Annotated in this window: 19 protein-coding genes; 9 read left to right on the top strand and 10 right to left on the bottom strand. The window is 52.1% G+C overall.

The features are described from left to right. Nucleotides 1–21: 21 nt before the first annotated feature. The 5 genes from purL (at nucleotide 22) to P6574_RS04810 (ending at nucleotide 4,526) form a co-directional block, all read left to right on the top strand. Entirely contained in the window at nucleotides 22–2,229 is a 2,208-nt protein-coding gene (purL, locus tag P6574_RS04830; RefSeq protein ID WP_310619255.1) for a phosphoribosylformylglycinamidine synthase subunit PurL, read from the top strand. Between the two features lie 66 nt (nucleotides 2,230–2,295). Continuing rightward, a complete protein-coding gene (locus P6574_RS04825; RefSeq protein ID WP_310619254.1) occupies nucleotides 2,296–2,529 on the top strand; it encodes a BolA family protein in 234 nt (77 codons plus the stop codon). Nucleotides 2,530–2,618: 89 nt separating this feature from the next. Next, on the top strand, nucleotides 2,619–2,954 hold the full coding sequence (gene grxD / locus P6574_RS04820; RefSeq protein WP_310619253.1) for a Grx4 family monothiol glutaredoxin: 336 nt from the start codon (nucleotides 2,619–2,621) through the stop codon (nucleotides 2,952–2,954). A gap of 511 nt (nucleotides 2,955–3,465) precedes the next feature. Beyond that, entirely contained in the window at nucleotides 3,466–3,666 is a 201-nt protein-coding gene (locus P6574_RS04815; protein WP_310619252.1) for a hypothetical protein, read from the top strand. A gap of 92 nt (nucleotides 3,667–3,758) precedes the next feature. Further along, a complete protein-coding gene (locus P6574_RS04810; protein ID WP_310619251.1) occupies nucleotides 3,759–4,526 on the top strand; it encodes a cyclase family protein in 768 nt (255 codons plus the stop codon). 242 nt (nucleotides 4,527–4,768) lie between these two features. Here P6574_RS04810 and P6574_RS04805 read toward each other — a convergent pair whose 3' ends face one another. Next, nucleotides 4,769–5,491 carry an SDR family oxidoreductase gene (locus P6574_RS04805; protein WP_310619250.1) on the bottom strand — a complete coding sequence of 241 codons (723 nt, stop codon included), beginning with the start codon at nucleotides 5,489–5,491 and terminating at the stop codon, nucleotides 4,769–4,771. Nucleotides 5,492–5,606: 115 nt separating this feature from the next. Here P6574_RS04805 and P6574_RS04800 point away from each other — a divergent pair, with 115 nt between their 5' ends. Then, nucleotides 5,607–6,521: a LysR family transcriptional regulator gene (locus P6574_RS04800; RefSeq protein ID WP_310619249.1), complete on the top strand. Its 915-nt coding sequence runs from the start codon at nucleotides 5,607–5,609 to the stop codon at nucleotides 6,519–6,521. 30 nt (nucleotides 6,522–6,551) lie between these two features. On the opposite strand, the gene P6574_RS04795 is transcribed toward P6574_RS04800, so the two are convergent. From P6574_RS04795 to P6574_RS04765, 7 genes are all read right to left on the bottom strand, one after another. Beyond that, a complete protein-coding gene (locus P6574_RS04795; protein ID WP_310619248.1) occupies nucleotides 6,552–7,286 on the bottom strand; it encodes a pentapeptide repeat-containing protein in 735 nt (244 codons plus the stop codon). A 135-nt stretch (nucleotides 7,287–7,421) separates the two neighbouring features. After that, complete coding sequence (ttcA, locus tag P6574_RS04790) at nucleotides 7,422–8,384, bottom strand: tRNA 2-thiocytidine(32) synthetase TtcA (RefSeq protein ID WP_310619247.1); 963 nt, start codon at nucleotides 8,382–8,384, stop codon at nucleotides 7,422–7,424. A gap of 117 nt (nucleotides 8,385–8,501) precedes the next feature. Continuing rightward, on the bottom strand, nucleotides 8,502–9,119 hold the full coding sequence (gene rpsD, locus P6574_RS04785) for a 30S ribosomal protein S4 (protein WP_310619246.1): 618 nt from the start codon (nucleotides 9,117–9,119) through the stop codon (nucleotides 8,502–8,504). Between the two features lie 260 nt (nucleotides 9,120–9,379). Then, nucleotides 9,380–10,210, bottom strand: coding sequence for an FkbM family methyltransferase (locus P6574_RS04780; protein WP_310619245.1), 831 nt, complete (start codon nucleotides 10,208–10,210; stop codon nucleotides 9,380–9,382). 69 nt (nucleotides 10,211–10,279) lie between these two features. After that, on the bottom strand, nucleotides 10,280–11,710 hold the full coding sequence (locus tag P6574_RS04775; RefSeq protein ID WP_310622104.1) for an alanine/glycine:cation symporter family protein: 1,431 nt from the start codon (nucleotides 11,708–11,710) through the stop codon (nucleotides 10,280–10,282). A 162-nt stretch (nucleotides 11,711–11,872) separates the two neighbouring features. Continuing rightward, complete coding sequence (gene murI / locus P6574_RS04770; RefSeq protein WP_310619244.1) at nucleotides 11,873–12,694, bottom strand: glutamate racemase; 822 nt, start codon at nucleotides 12,692–12,694, stop codon at nucleotides 11,873–11,875. Between the two features lie 80 nt (nucleotides 12,695–12,774). After that, complete coding sequence (locus P6574_RS04765) at nucleotides 12,775–13,548, bottom strand: RNA methyltransferase (RefSeq protein ID WP_310619243.1); 774 nt, start codon at nucleotides 13,546–13,548, stop codon at nucleotides 12,775–12,777. 192 nt (nucleotides 13,549–13,740) lie between these two features. On the opposite strand from P6574_RS04765, the gene P6574_RS04760 reads away from it, so the two are divergent. The 3 genes from P6574_RS04760 to P6574_RS04750 all read left to right on the top strand — a co-directional run bounded on the left by P6574_RS04760 (nucleotide 13,741) and on the right by P6574_RS04750 (nucleotide 16,912). Then, a complete protein-coding gene (locus P6574_RS04760) occupies nucleotides 13,741–14,313 on the top strand; it encodes an HdeD family acid-resistance protein (RefSeq protein WP_310619242.1) in 573 nt (190 codons plus the stop codon). Between the two features lie 289 nt (nucleotides 14,314–14,602). Continuing rightward, entirely contained in the window at nucleotides 14,603–15,820 is a 1,218-nt protein-coding gene (locus tag P6574_RS04755) for an NADP-dependent isocitrate dehydrogenase (protein ID WP_310619241.1), read from the top strand. A 501-nt stretch (nucleotides 15,821–16,321) separates the two neighbouring features. Further along, nucleotides 16,322–16,912 carry a hypothetical protein gene (locus P6574_RS04750; protein WP_310619240.1) on the top strand — a complete coding sequence of 197 codons (591 nt, stop codon included), beginning with the start codon at nucleotides 16,322–16,324 and terminating at the stop codon, nucleotides 16,910–16,912. Nucleotides 16,913–16,962: 50 nt separating this feature from the next. Here the strand turns inward: P6574_RS04750 and P6574_RS04745 are convergent, their stop codons facing one another. Continuing rightward, nucleotides 16,963–17,250 (bottom strand): putative quinol monooxygenase, encoded by a 288-nt coding sequence (locus tag P6574_RS04745; RefSeq protein ID WP_310619239.1) that lies wholly within the window; start codon nucleotides 17,248–17,250, stop codon nucleotides 16,963–16,965. A gap of 206 nt (nucleotides 17,251–17,456) precedes the next feature. After that, a complete protein-coding gene (locus P6574_RS04740; protein WP_310619238.1) occupies nucleotides 17,457–19,598 on the bottom strand; it encodes a CDC48 family AAA ATPase in 2,142 nt (713 codons plus the stop codon). Between the last annotated feature and the right edge of the window lie 35 nt (nucleotides 19,599–19,633).

The following is a 19,633-nucleotide window of genomic DNA, read 5'->3' as shown; positions in this document are numbered from 1 at the left end:
TTACGCCCAAATATTCAGAATGTGATGATTCAGAATTCAGTAGAGATTACCCCAGAACTCATCGAGGCCCACGGTTTGAAAGAGGACGAATACGCCCGTATTCTTAGCCTTATTGGCCGTGTGCCCACATTCACGGAACTTGGCATTTTCTCTGCCATGTGGAACGAGCACTGCTCCTACAAATCCTCCAAGAAATGGCTAAAAACCTTACCGACCGAAGGTCCGCGTGTTATCGAGGGACCGGGTGAGAACGCCGGTGTGGTGGACATTGACGACGGCCAGACGGTTGTCTTCAAGATGGAAAGCCACAACCATCCCTCCTACATCGAACCCTATCAGGGTGCGGCCACGGGAGTGGGTGGAATTTTGCGCGATGTGTTCACTATGGGCGCCCGTCCGGTCGCTGCCATGAACGCACTGCGATTCGGTGAGCCGGACCATCCGCGCACCCGCCATCTGGTGAACGGCGTGGTTTCCGGTGTGGGGGGCTACGGCAACTCCTTCGGCGTGCCAACTGTTGGCGGCGAAGTGGAGTTCCATAAAAGCTACAACGGCAACTGCCTTGTAAACGCCTTTGCCGCTGGCCTTGCCGATGCTGACAAGATTTTTCTGTCTGAAGCCAAGGGCGTTGGCCTTCCCATTGTTTATCTTGGTGCAAAAACGGGCCGCGACGGTGTTGGCGGCGCGACCATGGCCTCTGCCGAATTTGACGAGACCATTGAGGAAAAACGCCCGACTGTTCAAGTTGGCGATCCTTTCACCGAAAAGTGCTTGCTGGAAGCCTGCCTTGAGCTGATGAAAACCGGTGCGGTGATCGCTATTCAGGATATGGGCGCTGCTGGCCTCACCTGTTCAGCTGTTGAAATGGGTGCCAAAGGCAACCTTGGCGTTGATCTGGACTTGGATAAAGTTCCGGCCCGCGAAGAGAACATGAGCGCCTATGAGATGATGCTCTCTGAATCTCAAGAGCGCATGCTTATGGTTCTAGATCCTTCCAAGGAAGAAGAAGCCAAGGCGATCTTCGTGAAATGGGGACTGGATTTCGCCATCTGCGGCGTAACCACCGATACCCTGCGCTTCGTTGTGAAGCACAAGGGCGAGGTCATGGCCGACCTTCCTATCAAGGAACTGGGGGACGAGGCGCCCGAATATGACCGCCCTTGGATCCAATGGCCAGAACCTGCCGCCATTCCTGCCTCCCAAATCGAAGCGCCTGAGGACTACGGACAAGCCCTGTTGAAGCTGCTTGGCAGTGCCAACGGCTCTTCCCGCCGCTGGGTTTATGAGCAGTATGACACGCTCATCCAAGGCAACACAGCAGCCACTCCGGGGGGAGATGCTGGTGTGATCCGCGTTGAGGGCACTCAAAAAGGGCTGGCCTTCACCGTGGATGTGAACCCTCGCTATTGCTACGCCAACCCGTTTGAAGGCGGCAAGCAGGCTGTTGCGGAAACCTATCGCAACCTATCGGCTGTTGGCGCTCTGCCACTGGCGACCACCGATAACCTGAACTTCGGCAACCCCGAAAAACCCGAGATCATGGGCCAGTTTGTTGGCGCGATCAAAGGCATCGGCGAAGCCTGCACTGCGCTGGAAACACCAATCGTTTCCGGTAACGTCTCCCTTTACAACGAAACCTTCGGCGAAGGCATTTTGCCAACACCTGCCATTGGTGCGGTTGGCCTACTCAAGGACGTTGAAAAACGCGTTGGCAGCGCCTTTATAGCTGAAGGTGAAACCGTGGTTCTTTTGGGCGGCGATGGAACGCACTTGGGCCGTTCCCAGTACATGAGCGAGATTCTGGGCCGTGAAGAAGGTGCACCTCCTTCAGTTGATCTGGCGAAGGAAAAGCGAATCGGAACCTTTGTACGTGAAGCCATTCAAGAGGGCCATTTGAGCGCCGCCCATGATATTTCGGGTGGTGGACTTGCTGTGGCTCTGGCGGAAATGGCAATTTCAGGTAATATGGGCGCTTCCCTAAAAGTTTCTGGGGACGACTTGCACGCAATTTTGTTCGGCGAAGACCAAGGCAGATATGTTAGTGTGTTGAAAGCCGATCAGGTTTCCGCCTTTTTGAGCGATGCCAAGAAGAATGGCATCAAAGCTCAGGAGCTGGGAACAACTGGCGGCACGGATTTGACCTTTGCAGATGTTACCACCATATCCGTGGCGGACCTTGCGAAGGCCCACGGCAGTTGGTTCCCTGACTATATGGCGGGTAATCAGTAGAACTGCTTGTGCAATGGAAATGCCCCTGAGTTTCAGGGGCTAACGGGATAGATAAGGAGGCCGCTTATGGCTATGGACGCTGGCGAAATCCAGTTGCTGATCAAGGAAGCTTTGCCGGACGCGCATGTTGAAATCCGCGATCTTGCTGGAGATGGCGACCATTACGCGGCAGTTGTAATTTCCAAGGAATTTACAGGAAAATCCCGTGTACAGCAGCACCAAATGGTTTACAAAGCCCTCAAGGGACGTATGGGCGGCGAGTTGCATGCTCTCGCCCTGCAAACATCGGCTCCAGAATAATCACCAGCAATACTGCTGGTAAAAACCGCCGATTTTATTTACCGGTCATCAGGCCTTGACCCTGATAGAGCGAAGAAGGACTATATTAAATGAGTGATATCCAAAGCTGGATCAAGAACGAAGTAGAAAACAACGACGTGGTACTTTTCTTGAAAGGTACACCTTCGTTTCCGCAGTGCGGTTTTTCCGGTCAGGTCGTTCAGATCATGGAATACACTGGCGTAAAATACGTTGCTCATAACGTTCTGGAAGATGATGCGCTGCGTCAGGGCATCAAGGACTACAGCAGCTGGCCAACCATTCCACAGCTTTACGTTAAAGGCGAATTCGTCGGCGGTTGTGACATTCTGCGCGAGATGTTTCAAGCTCAAGAACTTAAAGCCGTATTTGAAGACAAGGGCATTGCAACAACTTTGCAAGCCTGATTTCTTCAAACTGGTATTTTGGAAGCGGCCCTTTTGGCCGCTTTTTTATTGAAAAACAGGAAGACGGTCCCAATGCCAACTATATTCGTAGTTCTCATCATCGTCTTTGCCCTGTGCGCGCTTGCCCTTCAGTTCATCGTGTTTGCATGCCTCCTGCTTATAAGAAAGCTATCAGGCCATAAAGCTGCAGGACTGGCAGGTGGGTTAGTCTCTTTCTTTTTCTTTTATGTAACCGCCCATTTCTTTTTTCTATGCTCAGGTGAAAATGCCGCTTGCCCAGCGAGTGCAGCCCCACTCGTGAATATACTCATATGGTATATCGGCCCTCTCAGCATTTTGACTAGCCTTGGTCAAACCCTGTGGTTCTCTCTGTCTCACAGGCAAACATAGTGAAAAAGTCGGATGAGAAGTCCTCACCTACTGTGTGTATGAACGGAACTTAAACACGCAGTTCAGCCCAGATACAGCTTGATAACTTAACGTCCTGTCAGGGTTAAAGGGAGAATGGGCAATGGTGCAACGGGCTGGGCTGTTTTTATTGCTGGCGCTATTGGGTGCAGGTTCCATTGGTTTTCTGGCTGCCCCCTCTTTTACGCGGACAGTAGATTGCCAAAAGCTTCGCATATTTACCGGTGACCACTGGCGCAGTTCCTCCGATATTTGTCGCGATTATGGGGGGATCAAAGCCATTATCCCCGAGCCGCTCAAATAGCGCCCCCTCTTAAACCGTTACCTTTGCATTTGAATAGGGCAAGCACTACCATAAAGCTGTCTTTTGTCGGCCCCGCCTGAGGAGGTACAACAATGAAGCTTATTGACCTTGCCCGCCCTTTGGAAAATACCCAGTACGCTGATCCACCCGGACTTGCGCCAAAAATTGAATATCACGCCCACAATGACACAACAGAGCGTATGCTCCAGTTCTTTCCCGGAGTCTCTCGCGATCAACTGCCCGGAGGTGAAGGCTGGGCTGTTGAGGAAGTTACCTTAAGCACCCACAACGGCACCCACATAGATGCCCCCTACCATTACCATTCGACAATGGATGAGGGAGAGCGGGCAATCACCATTGATGAAGTTCCCCTTGAGTGGTGCATGGGGTCCGGCGTTAAATTGGACTTCAGGGCATTGGCGGACGGGCATGTGGTCACGGCGGCAGAAGTTGAGGCCGAGCTTGAGCGTATAGAACACACTTTGGAGCCGGGTGATATTGTTCTGGTAAACACTGCAGCATCTGCAAGCTACGGCAAGCCGGAGTATGTTTCAAAAGGGTGCGGCATGGGACGCGAGGCAACGCTTTACTTGACCGAACGCGGTGTGCGCGTGACCGGAACGGACGCATGGAGCTGGGATGCGCCTTTCATTTACACGGCCCAAAAGGTTGCTGAAACTGGCAATGCGGACCTTATATGGGAAGGACACCGAGCAAGCATGGTGCGCGGTTACTGTCATATGGAAAAGCTGGGCAACCTAGAAAGTCTTCCTTCTACCGGTTTCACGCTCATGTGCTTTCCGGTCAAGATAAAAGGCGCATCAGCTGGCTGGTGCCGCCCTGTAGCCATGCTCAGTTAGAGCATTTTTCCCAAACAAACGGGAGATGAAAACACGCGGCTTTCCAGTTAAAGATACGCGCCCAAACAACCGGTAAAAGCAGTGGGCTATTTCAAAAAAACGTCTCGTCCCAAACTGCATTATTGGGAGCCTATAGGAAATCGCTTGCTAACTCAGATGGAACTGAACCCCGCATCAAGTGCGGGGTGATATCCTTGTTTTTTCACGGGTATTCCGGCCACCGAGGCCGGATGTGCTTAAATTTAGCCGGTCTGTTTCGTTGCAGCCAGAACGATCTCGCGTACATTTACGTTTTGAGGTTGCTGATAGGCATAGATAACCGCATTTGCCACGTCCTCAGCCCGCAGTGCGCCATCCATGTCCTTTTTCCAGCCTTCATAGGTATCCTTGATTTCCTCTGAAGTTGTATGGGAGAGAAGTTCTGTCTCAACAGCACCCGGCGCGATTGTGATCAGGCGAACATTGTGTCCACACACTTCTTCCCTCAAGTTCTCGCTAATGGCATGAACGGCGAACTTTGTTCCGCAATAGGCGGCGTGGAATGGGAACGTTTTTCGGCCCGCAAGAGAGCTGACATTGATGATGGAACCGCTGTTTCTCTCAATCATTCCAGCCAGAACCGCATGGATGCCGTTAAGAACGCCTTTTACGTTCACATCCACCATCTGGTCCCACTCCTCAGGGTTTTGGGTGGCAACTTCACCCAGAAGCATGCAGCCAGCGTTGTTTACAAAGCCATCTACCGGACCATACTGCTGCTCCGCTTCCTCAACCGCTTCCAGAATTTGCGAACGATTGGTCATGTCCACTTGCTTGCAAATGGTGTTGGGGAGGTTAAGCGCTTCCAAACGGTCCAGACGCCGTGCCAGAAGAAGGAGAGGATGACCTGCATCGCTGAAGGATTTGGCAACAGCTGCGCCAATACCAGAACTTGCGCCTGTTACAACAATGAGAGGTTTCGTCATTTTTTCTGCCTTTTTAAAATTTGAAGGTACGAGCCTTCACAAAGTAGTTGAGCACATCCTATAGAAGCTGATAATTTGATAAATATGGGTAATTTAAAAAAACTGTTTGAATAAAATGAACAATATCTATTGGAATGGACTGCGCTCATTTATGGCGGTGGCGGAATATGGAAGCTTTACAGAAGCGGGGGAGGCTCTTGGCCTCTCCAAGGCAAGCTTAAGCCAGCAAGTCACCCAGCTCGAGCTACTTTTAGGGGTCCAGCTCTTTTACCGCACTACTCGAAAACTGCGGCTAAGTGATGTTGGTGCCCAGTATCTGGAGCAGTGCAAAGCGGGTGTAAAAATCCTAAAAGATGCTAGCGATCTGGCCTCACAGGCAACAGATGCACTGGCAGGAACCGTTCGCCTGAATTCCGTTGGCGGCCTTTTAGGGGAAGAAGTTGTGGCCCCCCTTGCCATCGAGTTCCAGCGTATAAATCCGGCAATTGAAGTGGAGTTTGATTTCTCCTCTATTCGTGAGGACCTTTTGGAGAGCAATTATGACCTTGTGCTGCGCATGGGAGACTTGGAAGACAGTACCCTTATTGCCCGCAGGCTCCACACAATCACCACCCGCTATGTGGCAAGCATGCCCTATCTGGAGGAAGCGCCACATATTGAGCACCCCAACGACCTCAAGCAAGCAGCACTGATTAGTGGCAGCGTGAGCGAGTGGAGCTTTGCTGCCAAAGGCAAGGATATAACGGTACAGGCAGGAAACGGGTTTCGCATTGCCAATGGTCGCGTGATGATGCAGGCCGCCCTTTCCGGCCTTGGTGTCGCACGCCTTTCCGACCTTTACGTAGACAAGGCCCTTCAGGAAGGACGATTGCGCGAAGTTCTGGGAAACTGGGCCCAGACCACCCCTCTTTGGCTTGTGAGCCCGCCAACACGCCACCAACTGACCCGTGTGCGCAGCCTAATGACATTCATGGTGGAGCGCTTTGCCACGCAATACGAGAAGGTCAAAGCCGGAGACCGCTCGAGCTAAAGCAATCGGCATTCAAAGGAACTCTAAGACTTATCGGTTGCTCTCGTGGGTTCTGGGCTCGTCCTTAGGAGCGATTTTATAGCCCCCACGGTGTTTGTGGCTCGGACCAGTATGAGGGGAAACCCAGATTTCCTTCTGCTTTTGTCCAAAAAGCGCCTGCACCGGATCTTTAAAGCCCGGACAAGCGCCTTGCTCAAGCAAAGCATAGAATGAGCGCGGCCAGATATCGGGCGAATATTCTTCCGGATAAACGCCGCCGGTAAGCCGTGCTCCTTCAAAGTAGACATCTTGTAGCTTTGCCCTGTCAAAACAGGTGCCACGCACATCGGCAGCATCCAGCATCACAATGACCAATTTGGCGTCTATAAAGTCCACGCCCCGCAAGCGGGCACCATAAAAGGTCACATTACGCAGCTTCGCACCTCGAAAGCTTGCCCTGTTCAGATCCGCCAGTGTGAAATCTACATTACTGATGATTGCATCGGTAAAATCAGTACCAGAAAGGTCCGCATTCAGGAAACTGAGGTTCTTGAGCGTCTGCCCCCGAAAGCTGCGCCCAGCCCAGTGAACGCGGTTCAAATTACGCCCTACAATGTACCCGTTGGGATAGTCATTTCTGACTGAGGAGCTGGGAAGCAAGTCCAGCAGAGACGGGCTGACATTGTCGCAAGAGCTCAAGGCAAGCAGCAGCCCAAGCACTGTCCCAGAACGGAACAGCTGCCAGCCCTTTAAAGAACCCAGCCTCTCTCGCCAACGCCTACTCATAGAAAATAAGATGGCGGAGAGGCCGATAAAATCCAAGTATCAGATACTCATAGAACACCTCTTTTAAACAGAGAAGCGCGGACTACCTGATTAGTTACTTGTTATTATTTCTTAACCACTTAGAAAAATCAGAGCCTATACATCAAATAGGTTTGCTGTCATGGCCAAAGATGCTGCACAAGGCTCCTCGGCTTCACCGGCCTCATCATTTTTTCCAGTGGCCGGACGCAGGTTTGCAAAGTCGAACAGGTTAGAATCATGCAGATGAGACGGGCGCACATGTGCCAAAGCACGGGCCATGATTCCTAGGCGGCCCGGCGTTTCTTTTTCCCACTGCTGCAACATCTTTTTCACCTGCACCCGCTGCAGTCCATCTTGAGAGCCGCACAGGTTACAAGGAATGATGGGGAACTCCATTGCGGTAGAGAATTTCTCGATATCCGCTTCGCAGGAATAGGAGAGCGGACGCAGCACCATTAAGTCGCCTTCATCATTCACCAGCTTTGGCGGCATGGAAGCCATGCGGCCACCGTGAAAGAAGTTCATAAAGAACGTTTCCAGCGCATCATCGCGGTGGTGCCCCAGAACAATTGCCTCACAGCCCTGCTCCCGGGCGATGCGGTAAAGGATACCACGGCGCAGGCGGGAGCACAGGGAACAATAGGTTTTGTTCTCGGCAATCTTGTCGGTAACGATGCCGTAGGTGTTCTCGCGCACGATGATGTTGGGAATTTCGAACCGCTCGAAAAACTCTGGCAGTATGTGCTGAGGGAAGCCGGGCTGGGACTGGTCCAGATTACAGGCAATCAAGTCAACGGGCAGCAGACCGCGCCACTTCAGGTCCATGAGAACAGCCAGAAGGGTAAAACTGTCCTTACCACCGGACAAGCACACAAGCCACTTTGGCTTGGTTTTTGCAGCGTCCTCCCCCACCATGGCGTAATCAGTGATCGCCTGACGGGTCTCCCGCAGCAGGCGTTTGCGCAGTTTTTTGAACTCCACAGAGGCAGGCACCTGTCGAAACAGGGGATGGCAATCAGGGTCACTGACCTTTTCCGCGGTGGCTTCGATTGGGAGTTGCTGCGTCAGTTCTGTCATGGTTTCAGCTCAAAATAGCAATGGCGCTGTGCGGCCTGTTGAGGATACGGTCTTATTAAACGGAAAAAGGCCGCCCATAAAGAGCGGCCAATCCAAAAGCACAGAGGCTTTTCCAAATTAGCGGGAGTAGTATTCCACCACCAGATTTGGTTCCATCTGTACCGGATAAGGTACGTCAGAGAAGCTTGGTACGCGAACAAATGTTGCTGTCAGCTTGTTAGCGTCTGCATCAATGTAGTCCGGCACATCACGCTCAGCGAGCTGAACGGCTTCCAGAACGATTGCCAGCTGCTTGGACTTTTCGCGAACTTCTACAACGTCGCCCGGCTTAACTACGTAAGAGCCGACGTTAACGCGGCGTCCGTTCACATTCACGTGACCGTGGTTGATGAACTGACGAGCAGCAAAAACAGTTGGTACAAACTTGGCACGGTAAACAACCGCGTCCAGACGGCACTCCAAAAGACCGATCAGGTTTTCAGAAGTATCACCGCGCTGACGGGTTGCTTCTTCAAACACTTTACGGAATTTCTTCTCGGAGATGTTGCCGTAGTAACCCTTCAGCTTCTGTTTAGCGCGCAGCTGCACACCAAAGTCAGAAAGCTTACCCTTACGACGCTGACCGTGCTGGCCTGGGCCATATTCACGACGGTTCGCAGGGCTTTTTGGGCGACCCCAGATGTTTTCGCCCATCCGGCGGTCAATTTTGTACTTGGCGCTCTGGCGCTTAGACATCGCAGTTTCCTTTGCGTTGCTTTTAAAATTTTAACAAGGAAACGCGCCCTCCTTTTCCTCCAAGCCAAATAGACTTGAGACTGACAGAGATCTTGACAAACAGCGCCTGCCGGACCCCGCGGGTGCGTAAAAATCAAGGCGGTACCAAAATGGAACCGCCAAGACAGCCGAATGCTTAGTGGGAAAGGGTTCCCAAGTCAATATAGGTTCACAGGCAGCAACTAGGAATCTTTGCCTCAAGAACATAAGCTGCTTGCGTGTTACCGGCGTTGCCAGACCTCCACTTCGAAGACGGCTTTAGTGAGGTTTAACCCGCAGCCAATCAGTAACTCCCGCAGTTTCTCCAGCTTCTCACTGGAAAGCCTGTCTGGATGCACCTCCATAATCACGAGGTTCACCCTTTTGAACCACTGGCGATTTTGCCGGACCAGCACCAGTTCCGCTCCCTCTATATCAATAATGAAGGTATCGAAGGTGATGGAGTACTGCTTTTGTAAGGCATCGATTCGCAAGCCGGGCACAACGGTTTTGCGGGTTCTGGGTTTGGGCCGAGAGGAGCTACCACAAGACGTTGGAAAAAGGAAAAACGGGGCCTCTTTGTGCCGGCTAATGACACCATAGGCAATATGAAATTCTGCCTTGTTCCGTATCCTGTTTTGTTTCAAAGCTGCGAGGGACCGAGGATCTGGTTCGACTACAACATGATTTTTAGGATTGGAAAGACGCCTGTTGACGAAACACGACACTACGCCGAGCCCGCCACCAAGCTCAAGCACCTTGGCCTCCCGTGGCATATAGTTCTGAACAAGCTTGCGTTCGTTCCACTCATGAGAGCCCAACAAAAAACGACCGCGAAACTGCTTGCTGGTTCCCTCACTGGGAATGACAAAACTCTGTCCGTCAGTTCTGAAAATGCCACCAAAGAATCGGTCGAACATAGAGCCCATCACCTCTTCAACTGGTTTGAGGTGCCATCCCCGACGTTTCGCCGTTCTCGTGACTTTACTTAGAAGAACTTTATTAACCATGCCCACACTTAACCGATGGCTTTGTTCCAAGAAGAAGGTATGGGCCTGTACTTTGCAATCCATCGAAACTCAGGGCAAAAAAAGCCACGGATGAGTGGCTTTTTATTTTTATGAGGACGCATTGCCCAGCGGCTAGATTGTATTCCTTTTTTCTGTCCAGATGCCCTCTGCCACATCGCCCGTCAGTTCCTTGTGCTCGGCAATATCGAAATGAGGCACCTTCCCGGCATTGAGCTGCGAGAGATAGTCTTTGGTCAAGTAGCTCACCTTTGGAGAGAGAAGCAGGATTGCAAACAGGTTGATAGTCGCCATGAAGCCCATGGCTGCATCGGCCAGATTGAAGACCGTGCTTACAGCTTGCAAGGTTCCCCAAAATACCATGGCAAGAGCACCAATGCGTAGCAAAAGAATACCCGGTTTCCAGCCATGCTCTAGAAACATCATAGCATTTTCTGCATAGGAGTAGTTTCCGATGATGGACGTGAAGGCGAAAAACAGCACTGCCAGAGCAATAAAGTAGCTACCCAAATCGCCAATATGCACATCTACCGCCGCCTCCGTCAGGGCGGTACCTGTCAACATCCCATGAAATTCATAGACACCTGACAGCATGATAATCAGCGCAGTTGCCGTACAGATAACAATCGTATCAATAAATACACCAAAAGCTTGCACGAACCCCTGACTGGAAGGGTGATGAGGGTCAGGAGACGCACAGGCGGCGATATTTGGCGCAGACCCCATACCCGCCTCATTAGAGAAGAGACCACGGCGGACACCATTCATCATTGCCGCCATTACACCACCAGTAGCACCGCCTGCTGCAGATTCAAATCCAAACGCATGGCCGAAAATCTCACCAAAGATTGCAGGGACTTCGGTGATATTTACAAGAATCACATACAAGGCGATCAAGACATAGGCTGTGGCCATGAAGGGAACGATCCACTCCGCCACATGGGCAATCTTTCGAATACCGCCAAAAATAACCAGACCTGAAACAGCAACAAGAATAGCTCCTGTCGCCCACGGCGGGATTGTAAAGGCTGCCTGCAAAGCAACCGCGATGGAATTTGACTGTACTGCCGAGAAAATCAGGCCAAAGCAAAGGATCAGAGAAATTGCAAAGAGGTGAGCAAGAAACGGCATTTTAAGCCCTGCTTTGATGTAGTTAGCAGGACCGCCTCGGAACTGGCCTTTGTCGTCGTGTATTTTATATAGCTGCGCCAATGTACTTTCTGCGTAAGCTGTTGCCATACCTAGGAATGCAACAACCCACATCCAGAAAATCGCGCCCGGCCCACCTAAATTCAAGGCGACAGCCACACCGGCGATATTGCCAGTGCCGACACGGGAGGCCAGACTGGTACACAAAGCCTGAAACGAGCTGATACCTTCCTTATCTTCCTTGGTGGAACTGAAAAGAACTTTGAAAAAATGACCAAAGTATCTGACCTGCAGAAAACCGAGGCGCAGCGTGTAGAAAATTCCTACGCCCAGCAGCCCGTAGAGCAGAATGTATCCCCAAAAATAATGATTTAGTTCGCCAATAATTGTATCCAGCACCACCGTATTCCTTTGTCTTAATTTGGTAGTTCTGGATATTTCCTATAGCACAGAGGTCTTAAGGGAGCCTAGGTTGCAATCTTGAAAACTAGGTCCAAATGCCACATAATATTCACTATATCTCTGGGCATATCACCCTTGAATTAGTTGCAAAAACTCTTAGCAACCATGGATTGCTCTCAGTAGGTCCTCCTTTTTTCTTTCCGTCACATCTTGGGAAGACGTATAGAAAAGCCTGTGATTACTGGCGGATAACGCATGCTCATCTCTTGGGGGATCGGCCTGCACCTTAACGCCCAGTATTTTAGCTAGCTGGCGGGCGATTGCGGGCGCCGGATCAATCCAGTTCACAGGCCACGGTGCAACCTTCTTCAACTCATCCAATAAAAACGGATAGTGGGTACACCCTAAAACAACGGTATCAGTTTTCCCTGACCCCTTAGAGACGAAACAGGGGAGAACCTCTTCTTGCAAGAGAGACAGATCTACTGCCTCTCCCTCCAGTTTATGCTCTGCCAGCTGGGCGAGCGAGACAGCTCCCACAAGCTTCACATCCACGCCCTCGGCAAACTGGTTTATCAGCTCCTGCGTATAATCTCGCGCCACTGTTCCAGGTGTTGCCAGAACGGAAACCAGCCCTGAACTTGTCTGTTGTGCAGCAGGTTTAATGGCCGGAACCGTTCCGATAAACGGCAGGTCGAAATGCTCTCTGAGCGCTGGCAGGACAAGCGTTGAGGCCGTATTACAGGCAATAACCACCGCCCGCGGCTGCCACGTATTGATAGCCTCTTCCATAGTTTTAACAATATGGCGGACCAGTGCCTGCTCTTCCCAAGCTCCATAGGGAAAAGCCGCATCATCTGCCAGATAAACCGCATCCAGATCCGGCATCAATCTGCGGATTTGCCGAAGCACAGACAGGCCGCCAATCCCACTATCAAACACGAGTACCGGCCCGTAAAGCTGTACAGGGTTGCCCATCACCTCAGTTCCCACAGTATTTGCCCCAAATAAGCTCACAGCACTATATAAAAATAGTGTCTACTTTTCGACAAGTTGCCCTAGGAGTCCCGCCCCTTCATTCCATACTTGTCGAAACTAGCGATAATACCGCGCAGCGTACGCACTTCATTATCGGTCAAATTCGCCTTTTGGAAAATATTGCGGATGCGCCGAACGGTGGTCTGACGCTTTTCAACGGGCCGGAAAAAGCCGCGCGTGTCCAGCGCTCCTTCCAGATGCTCGAACATGCGGAACACATCGTCTTTGCTTGCAGGCTCCGCGCCGTAATCTTCCAGCGAAAACGGAAGTTGTCCGGCGGTTGCCACACGGCGCCACTCGTAGGCACACACCAGCACTGCCTGTGCAATATTCAAGGATGCATAGGTTGGGTCTACAGGCAAAGTGACAATCTTGTCGGCAAGGGCGACTTCATCGTTATTCAGCCCCCACCGTTCCCGGCCAAACATATAACCGGTGGCATTTTGCAGCATGCCGCGCGCCACACTTTCCTTGGCTGCCTCATCCGGCCCCACAACGGGCTTTGGAACATCTCGTACACGCGCCGTGGTGGCGAAGACCAGCTTCAAATCCTGAAGGGCTTCTTCCACCGTGTCGAACACCCTTGTGTTCTCGATCACGTGAAAAGCGCGACTGGCGGCAGACTGGGCCTTTTCACTGGGCCAGCCATCGCGCGGATTAATAATCCGAAGATCGCTCAGGCCGAAATTGGCCATGGCACGGGCAACCATGCCAATGTTCTCGCCCAGCTGAGGCTCGCACAAGATGACGGCGGGCGGCAGGGCGGTTTGGGGAAGTGCTTCTTGTTCTGACATGGCAGCTCCAATATCCGATCAAAACGACAATTTCCAGTCGTGTGTGCGTGTCCCCCAGTTTTTCTCGGGAAACTGCAAATGCCAAGATACAGCCAACAAGATCCTTGGATGTTTTGTCAGGGACCTTCACGCTATCCTCAAGTTTGAGTGCTATCCTTCTTCACAGCCAAGCAACCTCCCTGCGAGACCAGCATGACACACACCAGTAGCGGAACCGGAAATACCGAGAAAATATCAGCCCTCGTCCGCGATAAGTGGAAGCGCTTCTTAACCTTGGGCATCCTGCTTCTCATTGGCGGGTTTGTTGTCATCGCCATGCCTGCGGCCTCTTCCATTGCCGTTACACTGGTGATTGCCTTTGCCCTGATCTTTGTGGGAGCCGTGCAGATTGTCCATGCATTCTCAATCAAGGCGTGGAGCGGGTTCTTGTGGCAGCTGATCACCGGCCTCATCGCCGTTCTGGCAGGCGGCTTTATCGCCTATCAACCGGCGGCGGGCGTTGCCTTCCTCACCATTATTCTATGTGCGGCCTTCATTGCCCAAGGCATTTCCCAGCTGCTGCTCGCCTTTAAAATCAGACCCCACGATGGATGGGGCTGGATTCTGGCCTCCGGCTTTATCTCCATTATTGCGGGTCTTTGCATCTTCTTCGAACTCCCCTACTCCGCCACATGGGCGCTGGGGCTGGTGGCGGGCATTTCCATTATGTTTAACGGCTGGAGTTACATTGCCATTGCACTGGCGGCGCGGGCGGTAAACCGCTAAGCAGAGTAAAGTATTGTTGATGCTCACAAAAACGGGTGTGCAGTTTGCCCTCTTGTGCACCCAATACTCATAATATCGCTGCACAACTTACAGTTTTTAAACGCCTCTGGAAAAAATAAAAAGTACCCCCGTGGCCTTCACCTATGCCCTCATACGTTCTTCTGTTATAGCACTTCTGTTTAATCTCGAGATTCCCACTAGCGCTTGATTGCGCACATGTGTATACAACTCTCGACTTTCGGCTTGAGACAGCCGACCCTGACGCATATTGACAAACGAGGTTTGCACAATGGCAAAAATTAAAGTGGCCAACCCAGTCGTCGAACTCGACGGCGATGAAATGACCCGCATTATCTGGCAGTTCATCAAAGACAAGCTGATCCACCCATACTTGGACATTGATCTCAAGTACTACGATCTGGGTATTGAAGCTCGCGATAAGACCGACGACCAGATCACCGTTGATGCTGCAAACGCCATCAAAGAATACGGTGTTGGTGTTAAGTGTGCGACCATCACTCCAGATGAAGCCCGCGTTGAAGAATTTGGCTTGAAGCGCATGTACCGCTCGCCAAACGGCACCATCCGTAACATCCTCGGCGGTGTTATCTTCCGTGAGCCAATCATCATGGAAAACGTTCCTCGTTTGGTTCCGGGCTGGACACAGCCAATCATCGTTGGCCGTCACGCATTTGGTGACCAGTACCGCGCAACAGACTTCAAATTCCCAGGTAAAGGCAAGCTGACAGTCAAGTTCGTTGGTGACGACGGCACCGAGATCGAGCACGAAGTTTTCGACGCTCCTTCCTCCGGTATCGCCATGGCAATGTACAATCTGGATGACTCCATCCGTGATTTTGCCCGTGCCTCCATGAACTACGCTCTGGGCCGTAAGGTTCCTTGTTACCTGTCCACCAAGAACACAATCTTGAAGGCCTATGATGGCCGCTTTAAAGACCTCTTCCAAGAGATCTATGAAGCAGAATTCAAAGAAAAGTTCGAAGCAGAAAACATCTTCTACGAACACCGCTTGATCGACGACATGGTTGCTGCATCCATGAAATGGTCCGGTGGTTACGTTTGGGCCTGTAAGAACTACGACGGCGACGTACAGTCCGACACCGTTGCACAGGGCTTCGGTTCCCTTGGCCTGATGACATCAGTTCTCATGTCACCAGACGGCAGAACAGTTGAAGCAGAAGCTGCACACGGCACAGTGACCCGTCACTTCCGCCAGCATGAAAAAGGTGAAGAGACCTCCACAAACTCCATCGCTTCTATCTTTGCATGGACCCGTGGCCTTGCTCACCGCGCCAAACTGGACGACAACGCTGCTCTGAAAGACTTCGCTGAAACCCTTGAGCGCGTGTGCATCGAGACCGTTGAAAGCGGCTTCATGACCAAAGATCTGGCACTGCTCGTTGGCCCGGACCAGAAGTGGCTGACCACAACAGGCTTCCTCGACAAAGTCGACGAGAACCTGCAAAAAGCAATGGCTGCGAAATAAGCCGGAAGCTACTGGTAATTTTAAGAAAGGCGCTCCTTGGGGGCGCCTTTTTTATTGGGTGATGAGAACCCAGAGGTACAGGTTTACAGCATATCCCAGCCTTTTCCCTTGGCGGGTTTCCTATCTGGATACCGGATCAGCGCTTCGCTTGTCCGGCATGACACGGTGAGAGCTGTCAAAGCTTTTAGAAAAGTCGTTAGCTGCCCGCAGCTTGCAAGCTCCATTAACCAACAAGACCGCGATGGCGGAGTTTTGACAGCTACAACAGTCCCAGTACATAGTTACCTTAATTTGAAGCAGTGTTTGGTAAATGGGGCAATTCAATTTAATATGTTCTAACCGCAATCCGCTTTAAAGCGCGTCTCGCCTGATCGAGTTCGGTAAGCCCACACCATTTTACTGAACCTGCGTCTCTTTACCAAAAAACGATATTCCTTACTAAAGAGACACTTCGGGAAATGCGGAAAAGGGTTTTAAATGATGACCGACACCGCAAAACAAATGAAAAATGCCCCCGAAACTCGAGAGAGTGTCCGCCAGCTCATCTATGTGCCCATTGTCCATGATAGTGCTGATATGGGCTCGCAGGCGGAGAGCATGAAGCAAGTCTATCTGGAAAAATTTGGAGAGAAAGCCTGGGAGGAAAGCCGGAGGGCTGTTGCCGCGTTCTGGGAGTGCATTGAGCAGGAAATTAACGGGCTGGAGTTGAACTATGCCCGTGTGCGCCTTTATCAGGACGGGTTGCCGCTTTGCGGACAGGAGACGAAGATTATTGCCGATATCGCCAAGACAGGCAGCAACAACTTCCGAATCCTTCAAGACCTGATACAGCGCGGCGCAAAAGTAGAAGGTACGGAAGATCCGGAGCTGCTGCGGGCAGAACATGCGCTGGTCGCCTCGGGTGATCTTGGGAGCCTTGAGGTGAGCCAGAAAGCACGCGAGCTGATGGAAAAGCGCGACCTTTATATAAGCCAGCGCATCGATGCCACGCTTGAACCCGATGAAACAGGCATACTGTTTATTGGCGCCTTGCATAATATTCGCAGTGTTTTGCCCAAGACTATCAAGGTTCACCCACTTATTGAGATTTGAGAGTATGGCGGCTCCTGCCCGAGCTGACAGACAATACCAGAGTGCACGCCCTATTTTGAAACGCGGTACTCTGAGACCGCCGCGCTTTCAACCAGCTCAAACAGCCCGTCGTCGGGGCCTTCGCCTCGAAATTTTTGAAGCGCTTCCTCAGAGGTCCAAGCCTCGAATATGTTGACACGGTTGGGGTCAACGGGATCTGCGGAGACAGAAAAATCTATACACGCGCTGTGAGCTCGCGCGTGTTGCACCGCCTTGTGTGAGCGCTCTATGAATTCACGGCGTTTACCGTTGGCGATTCGCAGATTTCCCCCAACGATGATTTCAACATCAGATCCCATAGAGCCAAAATATAATGGGAAGCTGCAATGTCAATGGACCACTCCAGATCTCACTGAAGCGGTTTTTTTCAGAGCCGCGACCCAGTTTCTACGTCACCGGACACCAGTTCTTCCACGTTTCGGCGCTCAGCGCTCATTGGCATGCATTCCGCACACTCTATCTTCTTTATGCCGTGAAAATTCCTATGGTTTGTTTGGGGTGCACGTTAGGAAGGCCCTCCTTTATCTTCCTTCGCCTTCACAAAGTGTTTGCGCTCGATCTTCAACTGGTCCGTTTGGTTCTCCGGGTCAAACCCCTCATTCAAAAACGCCCGAATGGCCAGAGAGGCAGCCTTGCGGCAGTGCAGTTCAATATCCGCGCCGCTTCTGCCCTCACTCTCCACAGCAAGGGTCTTGAGTTTCACATCCGGACTCAAAGGTTTATCACGGGTATGGACACGGTAAATTTCCTGCCGTGCCTCAAGGCTTGGCAGGGGCAGGTCAACAACATAGTCAAAGCGCCCTGCCCGCAAGAGAGCCGTATCGACAAGGTCTTTGCGGTTGGTGGCTGCCAGAACCAGAACATCGCGCAGCTCTTCCACACCATCCATCTCGGTCAGCAACTGGGCGATAATGCGGTCGGTTACCGCACTCGTGTCGCCGCCGCCACGGCGCGGTGCAATGCTGTCCACCTCATCCAGAAATAAAATGCACGGGGAAGCAAGCTTGGCTTTATGAAAAACCTCGCGCACTGCCCGCTCGCTCTCGCCCACCCATTTACTCATGAGGGCCGGTCCCTTAATGGAAATGAAGTTGACGCCACTTTCGGTTGCAAGTGCTTTGGCTACCAGCGTTTTTCCAACACCCGGCGGGCCGTTTAACAACACGCCCTTGGGCGGGGAGATACCCACCTTATTAAACAGATCGGGGTAAGAAAGCGGCCATGTGATCGCCTCTTCCAAAAGCTGCTTCACATGGGACAAGCCCCCAACATCTCCCCATTTCACACTGGGAATTTCGGTAAAGACTTCTCGAATGGCTGAAGGTTCCACCACGGTCAGGGCGTGCTGGAAGTCTTCCATATCAACATTCAGTCCCTCAAGGGTTTCCAACTGAATAGTTTCAAATTCATACCCTTGCTGCTCGAAAACTCGGCGTAGCCGTGCCATGGCAGCCTCACGAGCAAGGGACTGCAAGTCCGCGCCAACAAAGCCGTAGGTTACTTGCGCAAGGCGCTCAAGGTCCACATCATCAGATAGAGGCATCCCACGTGTGTGTACGTTTAAGATTTCGTGACGCCCCAGACGGTCGGGAACGCCGATGACAATTTCACGATCAAAGCGGCCGGGGCGGCGCAAGGCCGGATCGATGGCATCTGGAAGGTTGGTGGCTCCGATAACAATCACATGTCCGCGCCCTGACAGGCCATCCATCAAGGTCAAAAGCTGGGAGACAACACGGCGCTCCACCTGCTGCTCGGTGCCCAGCGCGTTGCGTTTGGGTGCTATGGCGTCGATCTCGTCCAGAAAAATGATGCTTGGAGCTTTTGAGGCCTCTTCAAACACCTTGCGCAGGTGCGCTTCACTCTCGCCGTAGTGCTTGTGCATGATTTCCGGCCCGCTGAGGACAAAAAACCGTGCATCGGCTTCGTGTGCCACAGCGCGTGCTATCAAGGTTTTACCGCAGCCGGGAGGGCCATGCATCAAGACGCCCTTGGGGGCATCAATACCAAGTTGCTCGAACACCTGCGGGTATTTCAAAGGCAGTTCGATCATCTCGCGGATGGAGGAGAGTTCGCGCTTGAGACCGCCAATGTCCTCGTAGGTAATTATGGGTGAGCCATTACTGGCCTTCCCCGCCTCGCAGCGGATTGAAGACCCTGTGCCGATAAGCACCGGCCCCTTGGGCTTGGTTTCGCTTACGGTAAAGTGGCGGGCATTGGCGCCGAATGAGGAAAGGCGGACGCGGTCGCCTTTTGTGACGGGAATACCTTGCAACAGCCTTGTGAGCTGATGACCGGGAACCCCCCTGCCACTTTCGGGAACAAGCTTTACGGACTTTGCAGGCTCAACACTTGCCAAGCAAACGCTCACCTGCTCCCCCAACCCCGCGTCGGCATTTGAGCGCATAATGCCATCCATTGCGATCAGTTTCTGATCCCGATGTTCCGCATGAGCGGGAACCACGCGGGCAAAGGCGCTGCGTTTTCCCTTTATCTCAACCACATCGCCAATTTTGATTCCAACCCTGCGAATATCGGCGGGGTCCAACCTCACAAGGCCGCGTCCCACATCCGGCTGGGCAGCCTCTGCCACTTTCAGCTCGATTGGCACCTCAACATCTTTTGTTTCTACTTGTTTTTCGCTCATCACGTGGCTTCTTCTGCTGCGGCCAGATTAAGCAG

The sequence above is a fragment of the Pseudovibrio sp. M1P-2-3 genome (assembly GCF_031501865.1).
Classification (GTDB): domain Bacteria; phylum Pseudomonadota; class Alphaproteobacteria; order Rhizobiales; family Stappiaceae; genus Pseudovibrio; species Pseudovibrio corallicola.
This window is presented reverse-complemented; position numbering and strand designations above follow the sequence as displayed.